The sequence below is a fragment of the Nocardia yamanashiensis genome (genome assembly GCF_021183565.1).
Taxonomy (GTDB): Bacteria; Actinomycetota; Actinomycetes; order Mycobacteriales; family Mycobacteriaceae; genus Nocardia; species Nocardia yamanashiensis.
Genome location: NZ_CP089226.1, coordinates 1,455,928 through 1,478,152 on the forward strand (window position 1 = coordinate 1,455,928; position 22,225 = coordinate 1,478,152).

19 protein-coding genes are annotated in these 22,225 nt (G+C 69.3%); 16 read left to right on the top strand and 3 right to left on the bottom strand.

The window, feature by feature from the left end; all coding sequences use genetic code 11:
- Positions 1 to 188 precede the first annotated feature (188 nt).
- The 8 genes from rapZ to LTV02_RS06965 all read left to right on the top strand — a co-directional run bounded on the left by rapZ (position 189) and on the right by LTV02_RS06965 (position 9,061).
- Entirely contained in the window at positions 189 to 1,133 is a 945-nt protein-coding gene (gene rapZ, locus LTV02_RS06930) for an RNase adapter RapZ (RefSeq protein WP_084535014.1), read from the top strand.
- Complete coding sequence (locus LTV02_RS06935; RefSeq protein WP_067713268.1) at positions 1,130 to 2,176, top strand: gluconeogenesis factor YvcK family protein; 1,047 nt, start codon at positions 1,130 to 1,132, stop codon at positions 2,174 to 2,176. The genes rapZ and LTV02_RS06935 overlap by 4 nt, the downstream gene beginning before the upstream one ends.
- Complete coding sequence (whiA, locus tag LTV02_RS06940; protein ID WP_067713266.1) at positions 2,167 to 3,150, top strand: DNA-binding protein WhiA; 984 nt, start codon at positions 2,167 to 2,169, stop codon at positions 3,148 to 3,150. The genes LTV02_RS06935 and whiA overlap by 10 nt, the downstream gene beginning before the upstream one ends.
- A 242-nt stretch (positions 3,151 to 3,392) precedes the next feature.
- Positions 3,393 to 4,412 (top strand): type I glyceraldehyde-3-phosphate dehydrogenase, encoded by a 1,020-nt coding sequence (gap, locus tag LTV02_RS06945; protein WP_067713264.1) that lies wholly within the window; start codon positions 3,393 to 3,395, stop codon positions 4,410 to 4,412.
- A gap of 4 nt (positions 4,413 to 4,416) precedes the next feature.
- Positions 4,417 to 5,628: a phosphoglycerate kinase gene (locus LTV02_RS06950; protein ID WP_067713262.1), complete on the top strand. Its 1,212-nt coding sequence runs from the start codon at positions 4,417 to 4,419 to the stop codon at positions 5,626 to 5,628.
- Between the two features lie 3 nt (positions 5,629 to 5,631).
- Positions 5,632 to 6,417, top strand: coding sequence for a triose-phosphate isomerase (gene tpiA, locus LTV02_RS06955; protein WP_067713261.1), 786 nt, complete (start codon positions 5,632 to 5,634; stop codon positions 6,415 to 6,417).
- Positions 6,418 to 6,575: 158 nt separating this feature from the next.
- Positions 6,576 to 7,820: an MFS transporter gene (locus LTV02_RS06960; protein ID WP_233039099.1), complete on the top strand. Its 1,245-nt coding sequence runs from the start codon at positions 6,576 to 6,578 to the stop codon at positions 7,818 to 7,820.
- A 179-nt stretch (positions 7,821 to 7,999) separates the two neighbouring features.
- Positions 8,000 to 9,061 carry an LLM class flavin-dependent oxidoreductase gene (locus LTV02_RS06965; protein WP_233039100.1) on the top strand — a complete coding sequence of 354 codons (1,062 nt, stop codon included), beginning with the start codon at positions 8,000 to 8,002 and terminating at the stop codon, positions 9,059 to 9,061.
- Positions 9,062 to 9,070: 9 nt separating this feature from the next.
- Here LTV02_RS06965 and LTV02_RS06970 read toward each other — a convergent pair whose 3' ends face one another.
- Positions 9,071 to 10,102 (bottom strand): aldo/keto reductase, encoded by a 1,032-nt coding sequence (locus tag LTV02_RS06970; protein ID WP_233039102.1) that lies wholly within the window; start codon positions 10,100 to 10,102, stop codon positions 9,071 to 9,073.
- 189 nt (positions 10,103 to 10,291) lie between these two features.
- Here LTV02_RS06970 and LTV02_RS06975 point away from each other — a divergent pair, with 189 nt between their 5' ends.
- The 8 genes from LTV02_RS06975 to LTV02_RS07010 all read left to right on the top strand — a co-directional run bounded on the left by LTV02_RS06975 (position 10,292) and on the right by LTV02_RS07010 (position 20,856).
- Positions 10,292 to 10,801 (top strand): NADPH-dependent FMN reductase, encoded by a 510-nt coding sequence (locus LTV02_RS06975; protein WP_233039105.1) that lies wholly within the window; start codon positions 10,292 to 10,294, stop codon positions 10,799 to 10,801.
- A gap of 186 nt (positions 10,802 to 10,987) precedes the next feature.
- Positions 10,988 to 12,148, top strand: a complete 1,161-nt coding sequence (locus LTV02_RS06980) for an ROK family transcriptional regulator (protein WP_233039106.1) — start codon at positions 10,988 to 10,990, stop codon at positions 12,146 to 12,148.
- A 165-nt stretch (positions 12,149 to 12,313) separates the two neighbouring features.
- Entirely contained in the window at positions 12,314 to 13,354 is a 1,041-nt protein-coding gene (locus LTV02_RS06985; protein ID WP_233039112.1) for an ABC transporter substrate-binding protein, read from the top strand.
- Positions 13,351 to 14,205, top strand: coding sequence for an ABC transporter permease (locus LTV02_RS06990; protein ID WP_233039116.1), 855 nt, complete (start codon positions 13,351 to 13,353; stop codon positions 14,203 to 14,205). Before LTV02_RS06985 ends, LTV02_RS06990 begins: the two co-directional genes overlap by 4 nt.
- On the top strand, positions 14,181 to 14,906 hold the full coding sequence (locus LTV02_RS06995; RefSeq protein WP_233039117.1) for an ABC transporter ATP-binding protein: 726 nt from the start codon (positions 14,181 to 14,183) through the stop codon (positions 14,904 to 14,906). The genes LTV02_RS06990 and LTV02_RS06995 overlap by 25 nt, the downstream gene beginning before the upstream one ends.
- An 11-nt stretch (positions 14,907 to 14,917) precedes the next feature.
- Positions 14,918 to 16,264 carry an LLM class flavin-dependent oxidoreductase gene (locus LTV02_RS07000; RefSeq protein ID WP_233039118.1) on the top strand — a complete coding sequence of 449 codons (1,347 nt, stop codon included), beginning with the start codon at positions 14,918 to 14,920 and terminating at the stop codon, positions 16,262 to 16,264.
- On the top strand, positions 16,261 to 20,043 hold the full coding sequence (locus LTV02_RS07005) for an ABC transporter ATP-binding protein (protein ID WP_233039119.1): 3,783 nt from the start codon (positions 16,261 to 16,263) through the stop codon (positions 20,041 to 20,043). The genes LTV02_RS07000 and LTV02_RS07005 overlap by 4 nt, the downstream gene beginning before the upstream one ends.
- 90 nt (positions 20,044 to 20,133) lie before the next feature.
- Positions 20,134 to 20,856 (top strand): peptidylprolyl isomerase, encoded by a 723-nt coding sequence (locus tag LTV02_RS07010; protein WP_233039120.1) that lies wholly within the window; start codon positions 20,134 to 20,136, stop codon positions 20,854 to 20,856.
- Between the two features lie 24 nt (positions 20,857 to 20,880).
- Here the strand turns inward: LTV02_RS07010 and LTV02_RS07015 are convergent, their stop codons facing one another.
- Together LTV02_RS07015 and LTV02_RS07020 are read right to left on the bottom strand one after the other, a co-directional pair.
- Entirely contained in the window at positions 20,881 to 21,753 is an 873-nt protein-coding gene (locus tag LTV02_RS07015) for an LLM class flavin-dependent oxidoreductase (RefSeq protein ID WP_233039121.1), read from the bottom strand.
- On the bottom strand, positions 21,750 to 22,175 hold the full coding sequence (locus tag LTV02_RS07020; protein ID WP_233039124.1) for a nuclear transport factor 2 family protein: 426 nt from the start codon (positions 22,173 to 22,175) through the stop codon (positions 21,750 to 21,752). Before LTV02_RS07020 ends, LTV02_RS07015 begins: the two co-directional genes overlap by 4 nt.
- Positions 22,176 to 22,225: the final 50 nt, after the last annotated feature.

Here is a 22,225-nt window from a genome sequence, read left to right on the forward strand (position 1 = left end):
AAACCGAGCAGTTCCGTCCACGCCCGGTAGAGTGCGACACGCCGAGCAAACATTTCGCGACACGCCGTGTGTGCAGGTGAAGCGCAACAATCACATCTGTATCACTGATAACTCGTGAGCCTGCCGGGTAAACCGGCATCGGTGCAGGATGATCGAGGAAAGCCCCAGACACGAACCCCCGGTAGGACATGACGCGCGTCGAAGCCAGCAGCAGTGCGGTCGAGAACTCCAATGCGACCGATATCGGTGATCCCCAGCAGGTCGTCATCGTGACCGGATTGTCCGGCGCCGGTCGTGGCACCGCCGCCAAGGTGCTCGAGGACCTCGGGTACTACGTGGCCGACAATCTGCCCCCCGAACTCATCGGCCGCATGGTCGAGCTGGGGGAGAGCGCCGACCCGCCCATTCGCAAACTGGCCCTGGTGATGGATGTGCGCAGCCGCTTCTTCACCGGCAATCTCTCCGCGGTCACCGCACAACTGCGCAACTCGGGTGTGAGCACCCGGATCCTGTTCCTGGAAGCCAGCGATGACGTCCTGATCCGCCGCTTCGGTTTCGCGCGGCGACGGCATCCGCTACAGAGCGAGAGCGCCGACGGCACCCTCACCGCGGGCATCGCCGCGGAACGCGAGCGGCTGTCCTCGGTGAAGACGGCCGCCGATCTCGTGATCGACACGACGGCGCTGTCCATTCATCAGTTACACCGCAAGTTGGAGGAGGCATACGGGGGCGCCGCGCCGACCGCGCTCCAATTAACGATCCAGTCGTTCGGTTTCAAGTACGGAGTACCACTCGACGCCGACATGGTGTTGGATTTGCGTTTTCTGCCCAATCCGCATTGGGTGCCCGAACTCCGCGAACAGACCGGACAGGATGCCCCGGTGAGCGAGTACGTGCTGTCGCGGCCGGGTGCGCAGGATTACCTGGGCACCGCGCGGCACCTCGTCGATCTCACCACCGAGGGCTACCGCCAAGAGGGGAAGCGATACATGACCGTGGCAGTGGGTTGCACGGGTGGCAAACACCGCAGCGTGGCCATAGCGGAAGCATTGGGTGAGGAACTAGGCACCGGAGCGGACAACGGTTCGCGCGATGTGGTGCGCGTGGTACACCGGGATCTGGGGCGAGAATGAGCGGGCGCGAAACCAACCCGGCGATCGTCGCGCTGGGCGGCGGGCACGGCCTGTACGCCACGCTGACCGCCATCCGGCGGCTGACCCGCAAGATCACGGCGGTGGTGACGGTCGCCGACGACGGCGGCTCCTCCGGACGGCTACGCGCCGAACTGGGCATCCTGCCGCCCGGTGACCTACGGATGGCCCTGGCCGCGCTGGCCGAGGAATCCGACGGCATCTGGGCGCGCACGCTGCAGCACCGTTTCGGCGGCACCGGCGCGCTCGCGGGTCATTCCGTCGGCAATCTGATCCTGGCCGGTCTGACCGAGGAACTCGGCGATCCGGTGGCCGCGCTCGACGAGGCCGGCAAGATCCTGCGCATCACCGGACGGGTGCTGCCCATGTCGCCCATCGCCCTCACCATCGAGGCGGATGTGGCTGGGCTGGAAGGGGATCCGCGCGTCAGCCGCTGCATACGCGGTCAGGTCGCGGTCGCTACCACGCCCGGAAAAGTACGTCGCGTGCGATTGATTCCCTCGGACCCGCCCGCGAGCCCGGAGGCCACCTCGGCCATCGAGCACGCGGACGTGGTGGTGCTGGGTCCGGGGAGCTGGTTCACCAGCGTCATCCCGCACGTGCTCGTGCCCGAATTGCACGAAGCTCTGCTTCACACTCGGGCGCGGAAAGTGCTGGTGCTCAACCTCGCTGCGGAACCGGGCGAAACGGCCGGATTCTCCGCCGAACGGCACCTGCATGTATTGTCCCAGCACGCACCGGATTTCACGGTGGATCATGTTTTGGTCGATTCCGGTTCCGTACCCGAGGGTAGGGAACGCGAACATGTGGCAAGAGCTGCCGAACAGCTGCGAGCACGAGTAACCTTCGCTGATGTCGCCGAGGCGGGGACGGACCGGCACCACCCCGGAAAGCTTGCCGCCGCACTGGATCAGGTGATCCGGCAACCTCGGCCGGAATTGGCAGGGCTTCGAGTCGAAGGACGGCATATGGGCCAGAGTGTGCGGTCCGGGTTGGGTGGAAAGGAGCGCGTCTCGTGGCGATGACAGCGGAAGTGAAGGACGAGCTGAGCCGGCTCACCGTGTCTCAGGTGAGCTCGCGCAAGGCCGAATTGTCCGCGCTACTGCGGTTCGCCGGTGGATTGCACATCGTCGGCGGTCGCGTGATCGTCGAGGCCGAGGTGGACATGGGTTCCATCGCGCGCCGGCTGCGCCGCGAGATTTTCGAGCTGTACGGCTACGGCTCGGACGTGCATGTACTAGGCGCGGGCGGACTCCGGAAAACCTCCCGGTACGTAGTAAGGGTTTCCAAGGAAGGCGAGGCGCTGGCGCGCCAGACCGGGTTGCTCGATGTGCGCGGTCGTCCCGTGCGCGGTCTACCCGCGCAGGTGGTCGGCGGCAGCATCGGGGATGCGGAAGCGGCTTGGCGCGGAGCGTTTCTCGCGCACGGCTCGCTCACCGAACCCGGCCGCTCGTCGGCGCTCGAGGTGAGCTGCCCCGGTCCCGAGGCGGCGCTCGCGCTCGTCGGCGCGGCCCGGCGCATGGGCATTTCGGCCAAAGCGCGCGAAGTACGCGGCACCGACCGCGTGGTCGTGCGCGACGGTGAGGCCATCGGCGCCCTGCTCACCCGCATGGGTGCGCAGGACACCCGCCTGACGTGGGAGGAACGGCGCATGCGCCGCGAAGTCCGCGCCACGGCGAACCGCCTGGCCAATTTCGACGATGCGAACCTGCGTCGTTCGGCCCGGGCCGCGGTCGCCGCCGCCGCCCGCGTGGAACGCGCGCTGGAGATCCTCGCCGACGATGTACCCGACCATTTGGCCGCGGCCGGCAAGCTGCGCGTCCTGCACCGGCAGGCGTCACTGGAGGAACTCGGCCAGCTGGCCGACCCGCCGATGACCAAAGACGCTGTGGCAGGGCGTATTCGACGCTTGCTGTCGATGGCCGACCGGCGGGCCAAGGAATTGGGCATCCCCGACACCGAATCCGCCGTGACAGCGGAGTTGCTGGAAGAAGCCTGAACCGCCGCGAACCCCCGCGCATTCGATGCCGGGGGTTCGCTGCTGTCAGTAATAAATCGGTCCGGTCGGTTTGTGCTGCGGGCGATTTCGACATGCCGGACGAACCCGGCCGATAACCGCCGAGACCATTTCGTGACATACCTAGCACACTGGTGACACCTGCGTGTCGGTGATGTTTCCAGGCAGCGCTAGGGTAGTTGGAGCAACGGAAACGATCCGCTTGAAAGCTGAGGAGCGATAACGTGACTGTCCGGGTAGGCATCAACGGCTTCGGTCGTATCGGACGTAACTTCTTCAGGGCGGTCGAAGCGCAGAAAGCGCTCGGCCAGACTGACATCGAAATCGTCGCGGTCAACGACCTCACCGACAACCAGACCCTCGCCACCCTGCTCAAGTACGACTCGATCCTCGGCCGCCTGCCGCAGGACGTCTCGCTCGACGGCGACGACACCATCGTGGTCGGCGACCAGCGGATCAAGGCGCTCTCCATCAAGGAGGGCCCGGCGGCCCTGCCGTGGGGCGACCTGGGCGTCGACGTCGTCGTCGAATCCACCGGCATCTTCACCGACTCGTCGAAGGCCAAGGGCCACCTGGCCGCAGGCGCCAAGAAGGTCATCATCTCCGCGCCGGCCTCCGGCGAGGACATCACCATCGTGATGGGCGTCAACGACGACAAGTACGACGGTTCGCAGAACATCATCTCGAACGCGTCCTGCACCACCAACTGCCTCGGCCCGATCGCCAAGGTGCTCAACGACTCCTTCGGCATCGAGCGTGGTCTGATGACCACCGTGCACGCGTACACCCAGGACCAGAACCTGCAGGACGCCCCGCACAAGGATCTGCGCCGCGCCCGCGCCGCCGCCCTGAACATCGTGCCCACCGGCACCGGCGCCGCCAAGGCCATCGGCCTGGTGCTGCCCGAACTGCTCGGCAAGCTCAACGGCTACGCGCTGCGCGTGCCGGTCCCGACCGGTTCGCTCACCGACCTCACCGTGGACCTGGCCAAGGCCGCCACCGTGGACGAGATCAACGCCGCCATGAAGGCCGCCGCCGAGGGCCCGATGAAGGGCATCCTGAAGTACAACGTCGATCCGATCGTCTCCTCCGACATCGTGACCGACCCGCACTCCTCCATCTACGACGCGCCGCTGACCCAGGTCATCGACAACCAGGTGAAGGTCGCCTCGTGGTACGACAACGAGTGGGGCTACTCCAACCGCCTGGTCGACCTCACCGGTCTCGTCGGTAAGTCGCTGTAAACCTATGGCGATCAAGACTCTCCAGGATCTGCTGAACGAGGGCGTCGAAGGCCGGGGCGTGCTGGTGCGCTCCGACCTGAACGTGCCGCTCGATAACGGCGTCATCACCGACCCGGGCCGCATCATCGCGTCCGCGCCGACCATCAAGGCCCTCGCCGAGGCGGGCGCCAAGGTCGTCGTGACCGCGCACCTGGGCCGCCCCAAGGGTGAGCCGGACCCGAAGTTCTCCCTCGCGCCCGTCGCGCAGCGCCTCGCCGACGAACTGGGCCGCAATGTCCAGCTCGCCGGTGACGTGGTCGGCCAGGACGCCCTGGCCCGCTCCGAAGGTCTCACCGACGGCGATGTGCTGCTGCTCGAGAACATCCGCTTCGATCCGCGCGAGACCTCCAAGGACGAGGCCGACCGCAAGAAGCTGGCCGCCGCCCTGGTCGAACTGGTCGGCGACGACGGCGCTTTCGTGTCCGACGGCTTCGGCGTCGTGCACCGCAAGCAGGCGTCGGTCTACGACGTCGCCAAGCTGCTGCCGCATTACGCGGGCGGCCTGGTCGCGGCCGAGACCGAGGTGCTGAAGAAGCTCACCGAGGACACCGACCGCCCGTACGCGGTCGTGCTCGGCGGCTCCAAGGTGTCGGACAAGCTGGCCGTCATCGAAGCGCTCGCCCCCAAGGTCGACACCCTGGTGATCGGCGGCGGCATGTGCTTCACCTTCCTTGCCGCACAGGGCCTTTCGGTGGGCACCTCGCTGCTGCAGGAAGAGATGATCGACACCTGCAAGAAGCTCCTGGACACCTACGCCGACGTCATCCACCTGCCGCGCGATATCGTCGTCGCGGACAAGTTCGCGGCCGACGCGGACTCGAAGGTGGTGGACGCCAACGAGATTCCGGACGGCTGGATGGGCCTGGACATCGGCCCCGAATCCACCGACCGCTTCGCGGCGCTGCTGACCGAGGCCAAGACCGTGTTCTGGAACGGCCCCATGGGCGTGTTCGAGTTCGAGAAGTTCTCCGCGGGCACCCGCGGCGTCGCCGAGGCCATCGCCACGGCCACTTCGAAGGGCGCGTTCACCGTGGTCGGCGGCGGCGATTCCGCTGCGGCCGTGCGCATTCTGGGTCTCCCGGACGAGGGTTTCTCGCACATCTCCACCGGCGGCGGCGCGTCGCTGGAATACCTGGAGGGCAAGGAACTCCCGGGCATCGCGGTGCTGGAGGACTGAACCATGGCGCGTAAACCCCTCATCGCCGGCAACTGGAAGATGAACCTCAACCACCTCGAGGCCATCGCCCTGGTGCAGAAGATCGCCTTCGCACTGCCGGAGAAGTACTTCGACAAGGTCGACGTGACGGTCATCCCGCCGTTCACCGATCTGCGCAGCGTGCAGACCCTCGTCGAAGGTGATCGCCTGCTGATCACCTATGGCGCGCAGGACGTCTCGACCCACAAGGAAGGCGCGTACACCGGCGAGATCAGCGGTTCCATGCTGGCCAAGCTGGGTTGCTCCTTCGTCGTGGTCGGCCACTCGGAGCGGCGGCAGTACCACAACGAGACCGATTCCATCGTGCTGGAGAAGGCCAAGCGGGCGCTCGAGTACGGCATCACGCCGATCGTGTGCATCGGCGAGGGCCTGGGCATCCGCGAATCCAAGACCCACGTGGAATACAACCTGGAGCAGCTGCGCGGTTCGCTCAAGGGCCTGACGGCGGAGGAAATCTCCAAGATCGTCATCGCCTACGAGCCGGTCTGGGCCATCGGCACCGGCAAGGTCGCCACCCCGGCCGACGCGCAGGAAGTCTGCGGCGCCATCCGCAAGGAGCTCGCCGAACTGGCGAATCCCGAAGTGGCGGCGGGCGTCCGGGTGCTCTACGGCGGTTCCGTGAACGCCAAGAACGTCGGCGAGCTGGTCGGTCAGACCGATATCGACGGCGCTCTGGTCGGCGGCGCGTCGCTCAAGGGCGACGAATTCGCCACCCTGTCGGCGATCGCCGCGGGCGGTCCGCTGCCGTAAGGCAGTACGGGTTTCGAGGGCCGGGCATCACGCGATGCCCGGCCCTCGTTCGTTTCCGGCGCCGCTTCCCCTATGTTCGCGCTGATTGCAATCACGCTGATTTCCACGCTGCGGGAACGCGTTTGCCCCGGGGGCGCTCGCCTCCGCACAGTCACCGGATGACCACCCGCCGCCTCGCGCCCGTCCCGGCCGCGCCGATCTCGCTTCGGCCCCTGCTCTTCACCGTCTACGTCCCGGCCACCGCCTACGGAGTGGGGATGGGGGCCGCCGCACCGGTCATGACCTTGACGGCCCTGGACCTGGGCGCCTCCCCGGCGGTCGCCGGATTCACCGTCGCACTGGTCGGTCTCGGGCAGGTGCTCGGCGATATCCCGGCTGGGCAGGTGGTGGCCCGCCTCGGCGAACGTCTTTCGATCATCGCGGCCAGCACCGCGGGCGTGCTCGGCGTGCTGCTGTGCCTGCTCGCGCCGAATGTGCCGGTGCTGTGCGCGGGCCTGGTGATCGCCGGATTGTCCAATGCCATCTGGGGATTGGCGCGCATGAGCTACCTGGCGGAGGTGGTGCCGTTCGAACAGCGCGCTCGGGCCATGGCACTGTTCGGCGGGGCCATGCGGCTGGGCTTCTTCCTCGGCCCGTTCCTCGGGGCCGCCGCCATCCTCGGGGCCGGGCCGCGCGGCGGCTTCCTGGTGCAGGCGGTGGCCATCGCGCTCGCCGGTTACCTGATGGCGCGGTTGCCCGACCCGGAGACCGCTGCGAGCCAAGGCGATCGGGCCCCGGCGGCCTCCCTGCTCGCCATCGGCCGAACCCACTACGGCCTGCTGTTCACCCTCGGCGCGGGTTCGCTGCTGATGGGCGCGGCCCGCTCGTCGCGGGAAGTGGTGCTGCCGCTGTGGGCCGATCACCTCGGTGCGAGCGCCGCCACCGCCAGCCTGGTCTACGGCATCGGCGCCGGCCTGGACGTGCTGTGCGCCTACCCCGCCGGCCTGCTGATGGACCGCTACGGCCGCCGCTTCATCGCGGTCCCCTCGCTGGCCATCCTGGCCGTCGGCTTCTGGCTGGTCCCGCTCACCCATGCACCGCTCACCCTCACTTTCGCCGCGGTGATCCTGGGTATCGGCAACGGCATCGGCAACGGTGTCATCATGACCATCGGAGCCGACGTCGCCCCGGCCGCCACCCGGGCCGAGTTCCTCGCTGCCTGGCGCCTGACCCACGACGGCGGCTCCTTCGCGGGCCCCTTACTGATCAGCGGCCTGGCTCTGGCCGCCCCGCTGACCCTGGCCGTCGCGGTCGTCGGCGGCCTCGCGGCCCTCGGTGCGACCGCGATGGCCCGCTACATCCCCGTCTACATTCCGTGGCCCGTCGCCACCGAGCCGAAAACCCCGGTGGCCGAAGCGGCCTGAACCGCGGCCCGTAGGTGCAACTGGAATCGGGCGGAATTTATCTCCGGACCGGTGCGAAGCCGCAGGTGAGAACCCGTGCGGGAGGGCGCGAGCCGAGCCGGGAACCCGTGGGCGGCGGGTGCGGCTGCCGATAATCCGGTGGCACGCCGCCGTTCGACGATCGAAGAGGACCGACTGCCGTGAGTCTCGAATTCCTTTGGTACATACCCAATCAGGTCGAAGCGGGCCATCGGGGCGATACCGTCGCCGCCGACCACAACAGCCTCGATACGCTGACGGCGCAGGCGCTGGCGCTCGAGGAGTACGGGTGGAAAGGCGCGCTGCTCGGCGCCGGCTGGGGCCGGCCGGACACGTTCACGGTCGCCACCGCGCTGGCCGCCCGCACCACCGGGTTCGAACCGCTCATCGCCATCCGGCCGGGCTACTGGCGGCCGGCGAACTTCGCGAGCGCGGCGGCCACCCTGGATCAGCTGTCGGGCGGGCGGGTGCGGATCAATATCGTGTCGGGGAAGGACGATCTCGCGGCGTACGGGGAGAGCGAGGAGGATCAGGCGCGGCGCTACGGCCGCACGAAGGAGTTCCTCCAGATCGTGCGCCGGCTGTGGACGCGCGAGCGCGTCACCTATCGCGGCGAGCACTACCGGGTCACCGATTCCACTGTGGCGCCGCGGATTACGCCGCGCGAAGGACGCCCGCATCCGCCGCTGTACTTCGGCGGCGCGTCCGAGGCCGCCGAACGAGTGGCTGCGACCGAGGCCGATGTGCAGCTGTTCTGGGGCGAGCCCCTGGACGGTGTCCGGGAGCGGATCGAGCGGCTGCGCGCGCTCGGCGCGGAACTGGGCCGCGAGCACCCGCCGCTCGAATTCGGTTTGCGCATCACCACTCTGGTGCGCGACACCACCGAGCAGGCGTGGGCCGACGCCGAGGCCAAGGTGGCGTCGATGGCGGAAAGCGCGGGGGCACGGCGGAATTCGCACGGCGCGTCAGGCGTCGGCCAGCAGCGGCTGCTGGATCTGGCCGCGCGCGGCGAAGTGCTCGACGACAATCTCTACACCACCCCGGGCCGGTTCGGCGGCGGCGGAGCGGGCACCACCTGGCTGGTCGGCTCGGCCGAGGACGTCGCCAAATCCCTGCGCAAGTACCGGGATCTGGGCATCACCCACTTCGTGCTCTCGGATACGCCGTACCTGCCGGAGATCCAGCGGCAGGGCTCCCAGCTCCTGCCGCTGCTCGTCGACTGACCGCCCGAATCAGCGGGCCGAGCCGGTGCCGTGCACCCCGTGCTCGTCGATGAGCGCCAGCTCGGCCGCGCTGAACTCCGGGAAATCCAGTGCCGCCAGATTGTGATCGAGCTGGGCGGTGGAACTCGCGCCGATCAGCGCCGAGGTGACCTCGGGCCGGCGCAGCACCCATTGCAATGCCAGCTGGGCCAGCGACTGACCACGTGCTTCGGCGATCTTGTTCAGCGCGGCGGTGCGTTCCCGATAGGTCGCGTCGATGACGTCGGGGGACAGGAACGCGCTGTTCTCGGCACGAGCGCCCGCCGGAATGGTCTCGAGATACTTGTCGGTCAGAAGTCCTTGCGCCAGTGGGGAATACACGATGACCCCGAACCCGTCCGTGCGCGCCGTATCGAGCAGGCCCTCGCGCTCGGGACCGCGGTCGTAGATCGAATACCGGTTCTGGTGGATGAGCAGCGGCACGCCCGCCTCGCGCAGCAGTTCCGCGATGGAACGGGTGCGATCGGGCGCGTAGTTGGAGATGCCCACATAGAGCGCCTTGCCCTGCCGCACCGCACTGATCAAAGCGCCGGCGGTCTCCTCGAGCGGCGTATCCGCGTCGGGGCGATGGTGATAGAAGATGTCGACGTAATCGGTGCCCAGATCGCGCAGACTCGATTCCAGTGAGCCGAGCAGCGCTTTGCGCGATCCGCCGCGCTGATACGGGCTGGGCCCGATCGGATTTCCCGCCTTGGTCGACAGGATCAGCTCGTCGCGATGCGCGGCCAGATCCCTGGCCAGCACCCGGCCGAAGGTCTGCTGCGCGGCCCGGCGCGGCGGCCCGTACCGGTCGGCATTGTCGAAATGCGTGATGCCCAGGTCGAACGCGTGCAGCAGGATCTCGCGTTGCGTCGCATAGGAATAGTCGGTGCCGAACTTCTGCCACAGGCCGAAGGAGAACGCGGGCAGGTCCAGACCGGAACGGCCGCTGCGCCGGTAGGGCACGCGATCGTAGCGGCCGGGCGCGGCGGTGTAGGTCGGTTCGGCGGGGCTGGGGGTCATGGGTGTGATCGTTCCGTTCGGAGTCGGGACGGCAGGGATACCGCTCCATGCTCGCGGTCCGCGGCGGCCCGGTCAGTGGTTCGGCTCAGGCTGCGGGCAATACCTGACCTATCGCAGCGGGACGGCGACGATACAGGGCAGAGCGCGCACGAATATCCGGCCGACCGAGCCGGGGAGATGGAGACACGCATGACAGTGACCGTCGTCGTCGGCAATCCCAAGCCGGCCTCCCGCACCCTCGCGGCCGCGCGACTGCTGGCCGCGGGGCTGCGGCCGGACGCCGAGCCCGAGGTGATCGACCTGGTCGCCTTCGGCCCCGCCCTGCTGTCCTGGGGCGATGCGGCAGTAGCGGAAGCTGTTCGCACCGTGGCGGATTCGGAACTGGTGGTCTTCGCCAGCCCCACCTTCAAGGCCACCTACACCGGTCTGCTGAAACTGTTCCTGGAGCAGTTCGACGGCGGCACCGGCCTGGCCGGCGTGCTCGCGGTGCCGCTCATGCTCGGCGCCGGACCCGCCCACGCCCTCGCCCCGGACCTGCTGCTCAAGCCGGTGCTCGTCGAACTCGGCGCGACCGCTGCCCTGCCGGGCCTCTACCTGTCGGACCGCACCTACGAGACCGACGGCGTCATCGACGCCTACACCGCCCGCTGGCGTCCCGTGGCCGCCGCGCTCGCCGCCGCGCCGAATCCGGCGCACTGAGCCACGACGGTGACTGCTGGTCCGCGGTGATACGGCGCGTGCCGGTGCGGTCGGTCGCCGGATGCGACGGCGGGCCGGAACGAGCGGGTGCGTCGGGGTGCGGTCACCGGATACGACGTGGGTCGCCGGCACGAGGCCCGCACGTATAGGCCACGCGGAGAACGGTGTTCGGGAAGGCGGGTGGACATGACGGTGGCCGATACCAGCGCCGGTGCGGTGCTGCGGGCGGTGCTCGAACAGGGGACCGCGCCGCGCAGCGCCATCGCCAGGCAGGCCGGATTGTCTCCGGCCACGGTGACCGCGCAGGTGCGGGCGCTGGTCGCGGCCGGACTGCTGGTCGAACTCCCGGAGACGGCGGGACCGGCCGGGATGGGCCGCCCGCATTCGCCTTTGGTGCTCGACCTCGCGGGCAATGCCGTGATCGGCGTGCACATCGCCGCCGAGCATTGCACCGTCGCGGTGCTGGATATCGCCGGGGCGGTACGGCTTTCGCGCCGGGTGCCGCACGCGAGCCTCGATCCGGAGGTGATCCTCGCCGAGGCGGCCGCGCAGGTGTGCCGGGTGCGCGACGAACTGACCGAACGGGTGCTCGGGCTCGGGGTGGCGATCGGCGGCTGGGTGGACAGCTCCGCCGGGTCGGTCATCGATCACACCACGCTGCGCTGGCGCAATGTGCCAGTGCGCCGGCATTTCTCGGAAGCCACCGGGCTGCCGGTGACCCTGGACGGGCACACCAGGGCGCTGGTGCACGCCGAGCAATTGTTCGGGCACGCGCGCGATACCGCCGCGACGGTGGTGCTGTTCGCGGGCAATGTGATCGACGTGGCGTTCGCCGTGCACGGGCGCGTGCACTACGGCCCGCGCTCGGCGGCCGGCGCGATCACCCGCCTGGTGGGCGGCGAGACCGCCGAATCCGCCTTGGCCGCCTGCGCCGATCGGGTGCTGGTCGCCCGCGCCCAGCGCGCGGGCCTGCCGGTGCGCGGCATTGCCGAGCTGATCAACCTCGCGGTCGGGAACGCCTCGGCGCGAGCGCTTTTCGTCGCACGCGCCGAGGTGCTGGGGCGGGTGCTGGCGGTGGTGATCGACCTGCTCGACCCGGACACCGCCGTGATCGTGGATCCGGCCCTGGTCCGGGTGCCGGGCGTGCGAGCCGCCTATCTCGAGATGGTGCGCAGGTATTCGGCCTGCGAACGGCCCGAGGAGATCGTCACCGGGTCCTCGTTCTTCGGCCGGGTGCTCGAGACCGCCGCCGGCGCCGCCGTGCTGCATCGGCTCTACACCCGGCCGCTGTCGGTGATCGCCGAAATTCCCGGACCGGTGTCGGCCGCCACCCGGGCCGGACTTTGATTCGGAGTTATTTTAAGTCGAACGAATGTTGCCCCCGGACAGTGGTTTCCGCGAAAGTCTTGACATGAGAAATAGTGAAATCACCGTTCGCTCCGGCAATACCGCCTGTCCACGCTCCCGCGATTCCGCTATGGCATTCCAGCCCATTCCGATCAGGAGCGACCGATGCGATCCACCATTCACAAACTAGGCTTCGCGGTCGCCGCCGCGCTGCTGGCCGGAGGTTGTGCCACGAGCGGCGGCGGCGATACCGACCTGTCCGCGGCCCTGCCGACCGCCGTGCCGCCCGGCACCGAACTGTCCATTTCGGTGAACACCACCCGGGTCGCCCTGGAGGCGTCCGGACAGTCGAACTCGCTGCCGTTCACCGTCTCCGAATGGCCGGTCGTACAGGCCGGTCCGGACGTGATCCAGGCCTTCCGCGGCGGCGCCCTGGACGTCGCGAGCAATGCCGGGATCCCGCCCATCCACGCGCACGCCACCGGCGTGGACGCCAAGATCGTCGGGGTCAAGGTGCGCTCCACGCCGCTGTATCAGCTGGCCACCGCACCCGGCTCCAGCATCACCGGCCTGAACGACCTGCGCGGCAAGCGCATCGGCTTCTCACCCGGACAGGCGCAGGGCGTGGTGATCCTGCGCACCCTGCAGGCCGCCGGCATCCGGCTGGACGAGGTGCAGCTGGTGGAATTGAACAGCCCGCAGTTCCTGACCGCGTTGCAGGGCAAGCAGATCGACGTCGCCCCGCTGGCCGAACCGCAGACCACCAAATACCTGGCCCAGTACGGCGCGCAAGGCGCTCGCGCGGTGCCCACGCCCGCGGTGGACGCGCTGACCATCCTGTGGGCGCCGACCGCCGTGCTGCGCGATTCCGCGAAACTCGCCGCCGTCACCGAATTCGTGAAGGTGTGGGCGCGCGCCGATATCTGGGCCTGGGAACACCAGGACCAATGGCTCGACGCCTATTACGTGAAGGATCAGAAGGTCTCGGCCGAGGACGGCCGTCGTATTCTGGCCGCCACCGAGAAGCCGTATTACCCGGTGAAATGGGACGACGCCATCAAGTGGGAACAGGAGACCATCGATCTGGTCACCGGCTCCGGCTATTTCGGTAAGAAATTCGACGCCGCCGAATTGTTCGACAAGCGGTTCGAGGCCATCGCCGCCGCGGCGGTACCCGAGAAGTACCGGACCAAGGAGGCGCAATGACCATCGCGCTGCCGCGTCCCGCGGTCACCGTTCCCCGGCTCGATGACGGCGACGGATTCGTAGACCGGCGTCGCCTGCGCCGCTTGGGTTTACGCAAACCGGTGCCCTTCGCCCGCCTGCTCGGCGTGCTGGTGGTGCTGGCCGCCTGGGCGGCCGGCATCCACTTCGGCCTGCTCGACGAACACAAACTGTCCGCGCCGTGGACCGTGGCCGGCACCGGCTGGGACCTGTTCCGGGACGGCACCCTGGGCGAGAACGTGGTGGCCTCGTTGCGGCGCGCCTCGATCGGCCTGGGCGTGGGCATCGTCGCCGGCACCGGGCTGGCGTTGCTGTCGGGCCTGTCGCGGCTGGGCGAATCGCTCATCGACGGACCGCTCCAGGTCAAGCGCGCCATTCCGAGCCTGGGCCTGATCCCGCTGCTGATCCTGTGGCTGGGTATCGGCGAAACGTTCAAGATCGTGCTCATCACCCTTGGCGTGCTCATCGCCATGTATCTACAGACCCACGCCTCGCTCACCACCATCGACAAGCGGTTCGTGGAACTGTCGGAGGTGCAAGGGGTTTCGCGCTGGGAGTTCATCCGGCGGGTGGTCGTCCCGGGCTCGCTGCCGGGCTTCTTCCTCGGGCTGCGGCTCTCGGTCACCGGCGCCTGGCTGTCGTTGATCGTCGTCGAATCGGTCAATGCCACCGACGGTCTGGGCAAGCTCATGAGCAGCGCCCAGAACTACGGGCAGGCCGATGTGATCCTGGTCTGCCTGGTCCTCTACGGCGTCTTCGGCCTGGCGTCCGATGCCCTCATCCGGCTGCTCGAACGCAAGGTGCTGTCATGGCGTCGCACGATAGCGACCTAGGCGTTCGCACCCGGGAGCTGGTGCGCTCCTTCGGGAATCGCACCATCCTGGACGACATTACGCTGACCATCCCGCCCGGCCAGTTCGTGGCGCTGCTGGGCCGCAGCGGTTCCGGCAAGAGCACCCTGCTGCGCGCCCTCGCCGGGCTCGACCACGATGTCGACGGCTCGGGACAGCTGCGGGTGCCCGCGAAAACCGCCGTGGTATTCCAGGATTCGCGCCTGCTGCCCTGGCAGCGGGTGCTGCCCAACGTGCTCTACGGGCAGCCGCGCTCCCGCCGCGCGGCGGGCCGGGAAATCCTCGCCGAGGTCGGGCTGGCGGGGCGGGAACGGGCCTGGCCGTCGGAGCTGTCCGGCGGCGAGCAGCAGCGCGTCGCGTTGGCCCGCGCCCTGGTCGGCGCGCCGGACCTGTTGCTGGCCGACGAACCCTTCGGCGCGCTGGATGCCTTGACCCGCATCAAGATGCACGAACTGCTGCGCGATCTGATCGCCCGGCACACCCCGACCGTCCTGCTCGTCACCCACGACGTGGACGAAGCCATCACCCTGGCCCAGCGCGTGCTGGTGCTGGACGCGGGCCGGCTCACCGTCGACCTGCCCATCGAACTGCCGGGCGAGCGCGATCCCGGCGATCCGGAATTCCGGCGCCTGCGCCACACCCTGCTGACCGCGCTGGGCGTCGTCCCGGCCGCAGCCCTCTGAAGGAAACCCTCATGTCACGTAAACAGTTGCACCTCAATGCGTTTCTCATGTCCACCGGGCATCACGAGGCCTCCTGGCGGCTCCCGGAATCGGATCCGCACGCCAATACCAAGATCGAGCACTATGTGCGGCTGGCGCAGATCGCCGAACGCGGCAAACTCGATTCCATCTTCTTCGCCGACAGCCCGGTGCTGTTCGGCGACACCGGCCGCCGCCCCGCCGGGAAGCTGGAGCCGACCGTGCTGCTGACCGCCATCGCGGTGCAGACCGAGCACATCGGGCTCATCGCCACCGCCTCCACCAGCTACAACTCGCCGTTCAATCTGGCGCGCCGGTTCGCCTCGGTGGACTGGGTGTCCGGCGGGCGGGTCGGCTGGAACATCGTCACCACCGCCGGGGCCGACGCCGCCCGCAACTTCGGGCTCGACGATGTCCCGGACCATAAGCTGCGCTACGAGAAGGCCGCCGAATTCGTCGACGTGACAACGAAACTGTGGGACAGCTGGGAGGACGACGCCGTGCTGGCGGACAAGGAATCCGGCATCCACACCGATCCGGACAAGGTCCGCAAGATCGAGCACGAGGGCCGGTTCTTCAAGGTCGCGGGACCGTTGAACGTGCCGCGCACACCGCAGGGTTATCCGGTGCTGGTGCAGGCCGGATCATCGGAGGACGGTAAGGAATTCGCCGCGCGCTACGCCGAGGCGGTGTTCACCGCGCAGCAGACCATCGAGGACGGGCTCGAGTTCTACACCGATCTCAAACGGCGGGCGATCGCCATCGGCCGCGACCCGGACACCATCAAGATCCTGCCCGGCATCGTGCCCGTCATCGGCGACACCCCCGAGCACGCCCGGGAACTGGACGCCGAACTGGAACGGCTCATCTCGCCCGAATACGCCAAACAGCAACTGGCCCGCACCTGGGGCATCCCGGTCGAGGATCTGGACCTGGACAGCGAACTGCCCGCCGATCTGCCCACCGAGGACGAGATCCAGGGCGCCAAGAGCCGGTTCACCCTCATCGTGAATCTGGCCCGGCGCGAACGGCTCACGCTGCGCCAGCTGATCGGGCGGCTCGGCGGCGGCCGCGGCCACCACACCTTCGCGGGCACCGCCGAACAGGTCGCCGACACCATCGAGGAATGGTTCACCCGCGGCGCGGCCGACGGCTTCAACATCATGCCCGCCGTGCTGCCGTCCGGACTGGACCGCTTCGTCGACGAGGTGGTGCCGATCCTGCAGCGGCGCGGCCTGTTCCGCACCGACTACACCGAGACCACCCTGCGCGGCCACTACGGGCTGGAGCGGCCGGTCAACCAGTTCACCGCCGCGGAATCGCTCGTGGTCGCCGGATGAGTCCGGGCTCCGACTGTTCCGGCGCGGCGGGCCCGGATCCGGTGGGCGAGGGCTGGATTCGCTACCTGCTGCGGCGCTGCGCCGACCACCGCCGGACCGTGCTGGTCGCGGTCACGGGGGCGGTGGTGTCGGCGGTGCTCACCGCGGTGCTGCCGCTGCTGGTCCGGCACGTGGTCGACCGCCTCACCGTCACCGCCGCGTCGGTGCTGCCGTGGGTGGCGCTGCTGCTGGTGATCGGCGTCGTCCGGTTCGTGGCCGCCTACGGGCGGCGCACCGGATCCTCGCGGCTGTCGCTGGACGTACAGCACGACCTGCGGCGGGACCTGTTCGCCGCGCTGCTGCGCCTGGACGGGCGGCAGCGCGCGAGCCTCTACACCGGGCAGGTGGTCAGCCGGGCCATCACCGATGTGACGCTGATTCAGATGTTCCTGCAACTGGTTCCGCTGGTCGGCGGGAGCGTGGTGCTGGTGGGAGCGTCGCTGGTGTTGATGGCGACCCTGTCGCCGCCGCTGTGCCTGATCGCCCTGCTGGTGGTGCCGGCGCTGTGGTTCGTCACCCGGCGCAGTCAGCGGGAACTGTTCCCCGCCAACTGGGATGCGCAGGCCCGCGCCGCCGAGGTCGCCATGCGGGTGGAGGCGGCGATCACCGGGGTGCGGGTGGTGAAGGGGTTCGGGCAGGAATCGCGGGAACTGGAACAGCTGGAGTCCACGGCGCGTGACCTGTATCGGTCGCGGCTGCGCATCACCCGGATCACCAGCCGGTTCACCCCGGTCATGCAGGCGATTCCGGCGGCCGGGCAAGCGTTGATCCTGGTGGTCGGCGGACTGCTGGCCCTGCGGCAATCCATCACGCTCGGAACGTTTTTGGCGTTCATGACCTATCTGGGGTCGTTCGTGACGCCGGTGCGGATGTTCACCATGTTGCTGACGGTGAGCCAGCAGGGCAAGGCCTCCCTGGAACGGGTGCGCGAGGTGATCGAGGCCGCGCCGGCGGTGGCGCCGGCCGGCGCCGCTGCGACGACGGCCGTTGGGGACGCGCCGCGGATCGAATTTCAGGGCGTGGGTTTCGCTTTCGAGGGACGGCCGCCGGTGCTGGACGGTCTCGATCTGGTGATCGAGCCGGGCGAGACGGTCGCGGTGGCGGGCGCGGCGGGCTCGGGCAAATCCGTGCTGGTGCAGCTGCTGCCCCGGCTGTTCGATCCCGACGCCGGGCGAATCCTGGTGGACGGCAACGATATTCGCGAGCTGCCCGGCCTGCGCGCCGGCATCGCCATGGTGTTCGAGGACACCGCGCTCATGGCGGACACGGTGCGCGCCAATGTGGCCTACGGGTGCCCGGACGCCACCGACGAACAGGTCCGGCACGCCCTGTATCTGGCCGCGGCCGACGAATTCGTGCTCGCGCTGCCCGACGGGCTCGACACCGTGATCGGCGAGCGCGGGCAGCGGCTGTCCGGCGGGCAACGCCAGCGGCTCGCCCTGGCCCGCGCCCTCATCACCGACGCGCCGATCCTGGTGCTCGACGACGCCACCTCCGCCATCGACGCGCAGGTGGAGGCGGAGATCTTCGCCCGGATCGGCGCGCAGGTGCGCCGCCGCACCACTCTCGTGGTGGCACACCGCATCTCGACGCTCGCCCTGGCCGACCGGGTGGCGGTGCTCGACGGCGGCCGCATCGCCGAACTCGGCACCCTGCCCGAACTGCGGGCCACGGGGGAGCTGTTCCACGCCCTGTTCACCCCGCCCGATCCGGCGAGCATCGTCGCCGACCCGAGCGCCGATCGCGCCGCCGGGCCCACCGCCGCGCTGTGGGTGCACGCCGACACCGACGGCGACGAATCCCGGACCCTGGAACAGATGGCCAAGGCGTTCTCCCAGCGCGCCGCCGGAGCGCCCGGCGCCATGGGCGGGCATGGGGGCGGCGGCATGATGTCCAGCGCGCCGCCCAGCGGTGACGTGCGGGCGCTCATCGACCGGCTGCCCGCCGCGACCGGCGAACCCGAAGTGCCCGAGCGGTTCTCGCGCACTCCCGATCCGGCGTTCGATCTGCGGCGGCTGCTGCGCCCGTTCGCGGCCCCGCTGCTGGCGGGACTGGCGCTGGTGGGATTGGACGCGCTCGCGCAGATCCTGATCCCGTTCCTGGTGCGCTTCGGCATCGATCACGGGGTGCTGGCCGGGGCGCGCGAGGTGCTGCTGCTGGCCGCGGCCGCCGCGCTGGCGGTGGTCGCCGTGGACTGGGCCATCACCGTCGCGCAGGTGCGGGTCACCGGCAAGGCGGGGGAGCGGCTGCTCTACGGGCTGCGGGTGAAGGTCTTCGCCCAGCTGCAACGCCTCGGATTGCGTTTCTACGAACGCGAATCGGCCGGGCGCATCATGACCCGCATGATCACCGACGTGGACGGGCTGTCCACGTTCCTGCAGACCGGGCTGGCGGTCGCGCTCACCAGCACGCTCACCATCGCGGGGGTGGTGGTGGCGCTCATCGTGATCGACGCCGGACTCGCGTCGGTGGTGCTGGCGCTGCTGCCGATCCTGGTGCTGGCCACCGTCGCCTTCCGGCGCGCTTCGGTGCCCGCCTACAACCTGGCGCGCGAACAGGTCAGCGCCGCCAACGCCTACCTGCAGGAGAACGTCGACACCATCGCGGTGACCCAGGCGTATCGCCGCGAAGCGCGCAACCAGCGCGAATTCGAGCGCCGCTCCTGGGCTTACCGCGATGCGCGGCTGCGCAGCCAGACCCTGATGGCGTTGTTCTTCCCGTTCGTGGAGATCATGTCCCTGATCGCCACCGCCGCCGTGCTGGCCACCGGCGTGCACCAGGTGCGCGAGAACGCGCTCACCGCGGGCACGCTGATCGCCTTCCTGCTCTACATCGATCTGCTGTTCGCGCCCATCCAGCAGCTGTCGCAGGTCTTCGACAGCTATCAGCAGGCGGTGGTCGGCGTGGAACGGCTCGGCGTGCTGATGCGCGAACCGGCGGGCACCCCCGATGCCCCCGACGCCCGGCCGGTGGCCCGGCTGGCGGGCGAAATCGAGTTCCGCGGTGTGGGTTTCGCCTACGACGCGGCGGGGGCGCGGGTGCTCTCGGACATCGATCTGCGCATCGCGCCCGGCCGGCAGGTGGCCGTGGTCGGGGAAACCGGCGCGGGCAAATCCACGCTGGTGAAACTTCTTGCCCGCCTGTACGACACCTCGGACGGTGCGGTGCTGGTCGACGGGGTGGACGTGCGCGAGTTCCGGCTGCGCGACTATCGCCGCCGCCTGGGCGTGGTGCCGCAGGAGCCGTTCCTGTTCGGCGACACCGTGCACGAGGCCATCGCCTACGGCCGTCCCGCCGCCACCCCCGCCGAGATCGAATGGGCGGCCCGCGCGGTGGGCGCGCACGAGATGATCGCCGCGCTCGAACACGGCTACCGGCAGCCGATCGGTGCGCACGGCGCGGCGCTGTCCGCGGGCCAGCGCCAATTGCTGGCCCTGGCCCGCGCCCAACTGGTCGATCCGGACATTCTGATTCTCGACGAGGCCACCGCCTCACTGGATCTGGCCACCGATGCCCGGGTCCGCGCGGCCATCGAAGTGCTCACCTCCGGCCGCACCACCATCGTGGTCGCACACCGCCTGGCCACCGCCGCCGCGGCCGATCTCATCGTGGTGGTCGGCGACGGCCGCCTGCTGCAAACCGGCGGACACGACGAACTGCTCGCCGTGGACGGTCCCTACCGCCGTCTCTGGTCGGCCTACGTCGGCGATGCGGTCGGTCTCCCGAATCCGATCCGCTGACCCGGTTCTGACCGTCTGCCCACGCGGCGCGCGGGGCGCGTGGCAGTATGTCGGGCGTTATCGTCCCGGATCATCGATGAAGGAGACAGTATGGCGCGGCGCGACTCGCAGCACGAGGGTGACCACACGGAGCAGCGAAGCGAATTGCGTAACAGCAAGCTTCGATGGGCCGGACTGGTGGTGGCCGGCGTGGCGATCGCGGTCCTGGTGAGCGGCCGCGCCGTCGCGGCCCCGGGTCTGGCGCCGCAGCGCGCGGCCGGCTGCTCGGCCGCGGGGGAGGTGCAGCCCAACGGCAAGCAGTGGCTGCTCGAACCCGGCATGACCATCGACACCAATGCGAATTACCGTGCGGCGCTGGAGTCGAACTGCGGCACCATCTCCATCGACCTCGACGCGGCCCGGGCGCCCCGCACCGTGAACTCGTTCGTAATGCTGGCGGGCGAGCGGTATTTCGATCACACCCGCTGCCACCGCCTCACCACCGAGGGCATCTACGTCCTGCAGTGCGGCGACCCGACCGGCACCGGCACCGGCGGTCCCGGGTACAAGTTCGCCGACGAGAACCTCTCCGGCGCAACGTATCCCGCCGGCACCGTCGCCATGGCCAACGCCGGGCCGAACACCAACGGCAGCCAGTTCTTCCTGGTGTACAAGGACTCCCAGCTCCCGCCCAACTACACCCCGTTCGGCAAGATCAGCGGCGGCCTCGACGTCGTGCGCAATATCGCCTCCGCCGGCGTCAAGGGCGGTGGCGGCGACGGCTCCCCGGCCGACGACATCGTGCTCGACGCGGTGACCACCGCCCAGAACTGACCGGGCCCGCGCCCGCGCGTGCGATCACGGCACGCGCGGGCGGACCTGTTCGGCGACGAACCGGACGAAACCCACCGGGTCGGGTTCGTCGGCGGTGGGTTGCAGGATGACGCTGGTGGCCCCGGCTTCGCTCCAGCGGGCCACCACCTCGGCGATGGCTCCCGCATCGCCCGCCGCGCCGATGATTCCGGTGGTGTCGCGTTCGTTGGCGTTCAGTTCGGCGGTGACTCGCGCGGCGGCATCCGGGCCGGTGGCGGCCAGCAGATAGACCACGACCGGAATCGGCTGGGCCGCAGCCGTTTCCGCGCGCGCTGCCTGCACGATGCCGACCGCGTCGCGGACGCCCGCGAGCGTGGTCGAACTGGTGAGGATCACCCCGTCGGCGGCGGCTCCCGCCAGTTCCAGGGTGCGCGGCCCGGTAGCGGCGGCGTAGACAGCCGGCGCGGCGGCCGGCGGCCAATCCAAGGCGACATCGTCGAGCTGGACGTAGCGGCCCTTCACGGTTTGCCGCTCACCGGCGAGCAATCCGCGCAGCGCGTCGAGGTATTCGCGCAGCAGGGTCAACGGCGACCCGGCGCGCGCGCCGACCTGCCCCATCCAATCCTGCACCCCGTGCCCCACACCCCAGACGCCCCGGCCCGGGAACATGCGCTCCAGCGTCGCGATCTCCATGGCGGTGATGGCCACGTTCCGCAACGGCACCGGCAGCACGCCGACGCCGATCCGGACCCGCTCGCTCCACGCGAGTGCGGCTGCGGCGGTGGAGATTCCACCTTCGAGGAAACAGTCCTCCCACAACCAGAGTTCTTCGAGCCCGGCCGCGTCGGCCACGCGCACGGTCTCGCGCAGGCGTTCGGGCGGATTCTGCGGACGGAATACGGCACCCAGCGTCGTCATGGGTTCATGTCTACCGGAATTCGTTCGTAGCAGTCGTAATTGCGCTGAGCCAGGATCAATCCGTCCCGGAATTCCAGGAACGCCGCGATGTGCGCGCGCAGGGTGGCGCCGGGCGGAATGTCGCCGAGCGCGATGGCGGTGACGCCGGTCCACACCACTTCCAGCGCGACCTGATCACCCATGGCGACCGCGTTGCGCACCTGGAAACTCTGCTCGCGCAGCGTGCGGCGGCCCGCCTCGGCGGCCGCGCAGATCTCCTTCACGTTCCGGATGTTGCCGTCGGGGAACAGCGCATTCGGATACTCGTGATGGGTGGCGTCGGGATGGAAGAAGGCGGCCAGCTCGTCGCCGGCGGCGAAGGCGGCAACGGCCTGGTGATAGCGGATCGCGGTCTCGATATCGGGATGCCGGGCTGCGGTCATGCCTCCACGGTAGTGGCGTTCGCCGCCGCGGTATCGACGTTCGCACAGCC

Excerpts from the sequence above, each read along its gene's own strand:
- LTV02_RS07020 (WP_233039124.1), bottom strand. The coding sequence starts at position 22,175 with ATGACCGCAGCCCGGCATCCCGATATCGAGACCGCGATCCGCTATCAC.
- LTV02_RS07015 (WP_233039121.1), bottom strand. The coding sequence starts at position 21,753 with ATGACGACGCTGGGTGCCGTATTCCGTCCGCAGAATCCGCCCGAACGC.
- LTV02_RS07010 (WP_233039120.1), top strand. The coding sequence starts at position 20,134 with ATGGCGCGGCGCGACTCGCAGCACGAGGGTGACCACACGGAGCAGCGA.
- LTV02_RS06985 (WP_233039112.1), top strand. The coding sequence starts at position 12,314 with ATGCGATCCACCATTCACAAACTAGGCTTCGCGGTCGCCGCCGCGCTG.
- LTV02_RS07005 (WP_233039119.1), top strand. The coding sequence starts at position 16,261 with ATGAGTCCGGGCTCCGACTGTTCCGGCGCGGCGGGCCCGGATCCGGTG.
- rapZ (WP_084535014.1), top strand. The coding sequence starts at position 189 with ATGACGCGCGTCGAAGCCAGCAGCAGTGCGGTCGAGAACTCCAATGCG.
- tpiA (WP_067713261.1), top strand. The coding sequence starts at position 5,632 with ATGGCGCGTAAACCCCTCATCGCCGGCAACTGGAAGATGAACCTCAAC.
- LTV02_RS06975 (WP_233039105.1), top strand. The coding sequence starts at position 10,292 with ATGACAGTGACCGTCGTCGTCGGCAATCCCAAGCCGGCCTCCCGCACC.
- LTV02_RS06980 (WP_233039106.1), top strand. The coding sequence starts at position 10,988 with ATGACGGTGGCCGATACCAGCGCCGGTGCGGTGCTGCGGGCGGTGCTC.
- LTV02_RS06960 (WP_233039099.1), top strand. The coding sequence starts at position 6,576 with ATGACCACCCGCCGCCTCGCGCCCGTCCCGGCCGCGCCGATCTCGCTT.
- LTV02_RS06950 (WP_067713262.1), top strand. The coding sequence starts at position 4,417 with ATGGCGATCAAGACTCTCCAGGATCTGCTGAACGAGGGCGTCGAAGGC.
- LTV02_RS06995 (WP_233039117.1), top strand. The coding sequence starts at position 14,181 with ATGGCGTCGCACGATAGCGACCTAGGCGTTCGCACCCGGGAGCTGGTG.
- LTV02_RS06970 (WP_233039102.1), bottom strand. The coding sequence starts at position 10,102 with ATGACCCCCAGCCCCGCCGAACCGACCTACACCGCCGCGCCCGGCCGC.
- LTV02_RS07000 (WP_233039118.1), top strand. The coding sequence starts at position 14,918 with ATGTCACGTAAACAGTTGCACCTCAATGCGTTTCTCATGTCCACCGGG.
- LTV02_RS06990 (WP_233039116.1), top strand. The coding sequence starts at position 13,351 with ATGACCATCGCGCTGCCGCGTCCCGCGGTCACCGTTCCCCGGCTCGAT.
- LTV02_RS06935 (WP_067713268.1), top strand. The coding sequence starts at position 1,130 with ATGAGCGGGCGCGAAACCAACCCGGCGATCGTCGCGCTGGGCGGCGGG.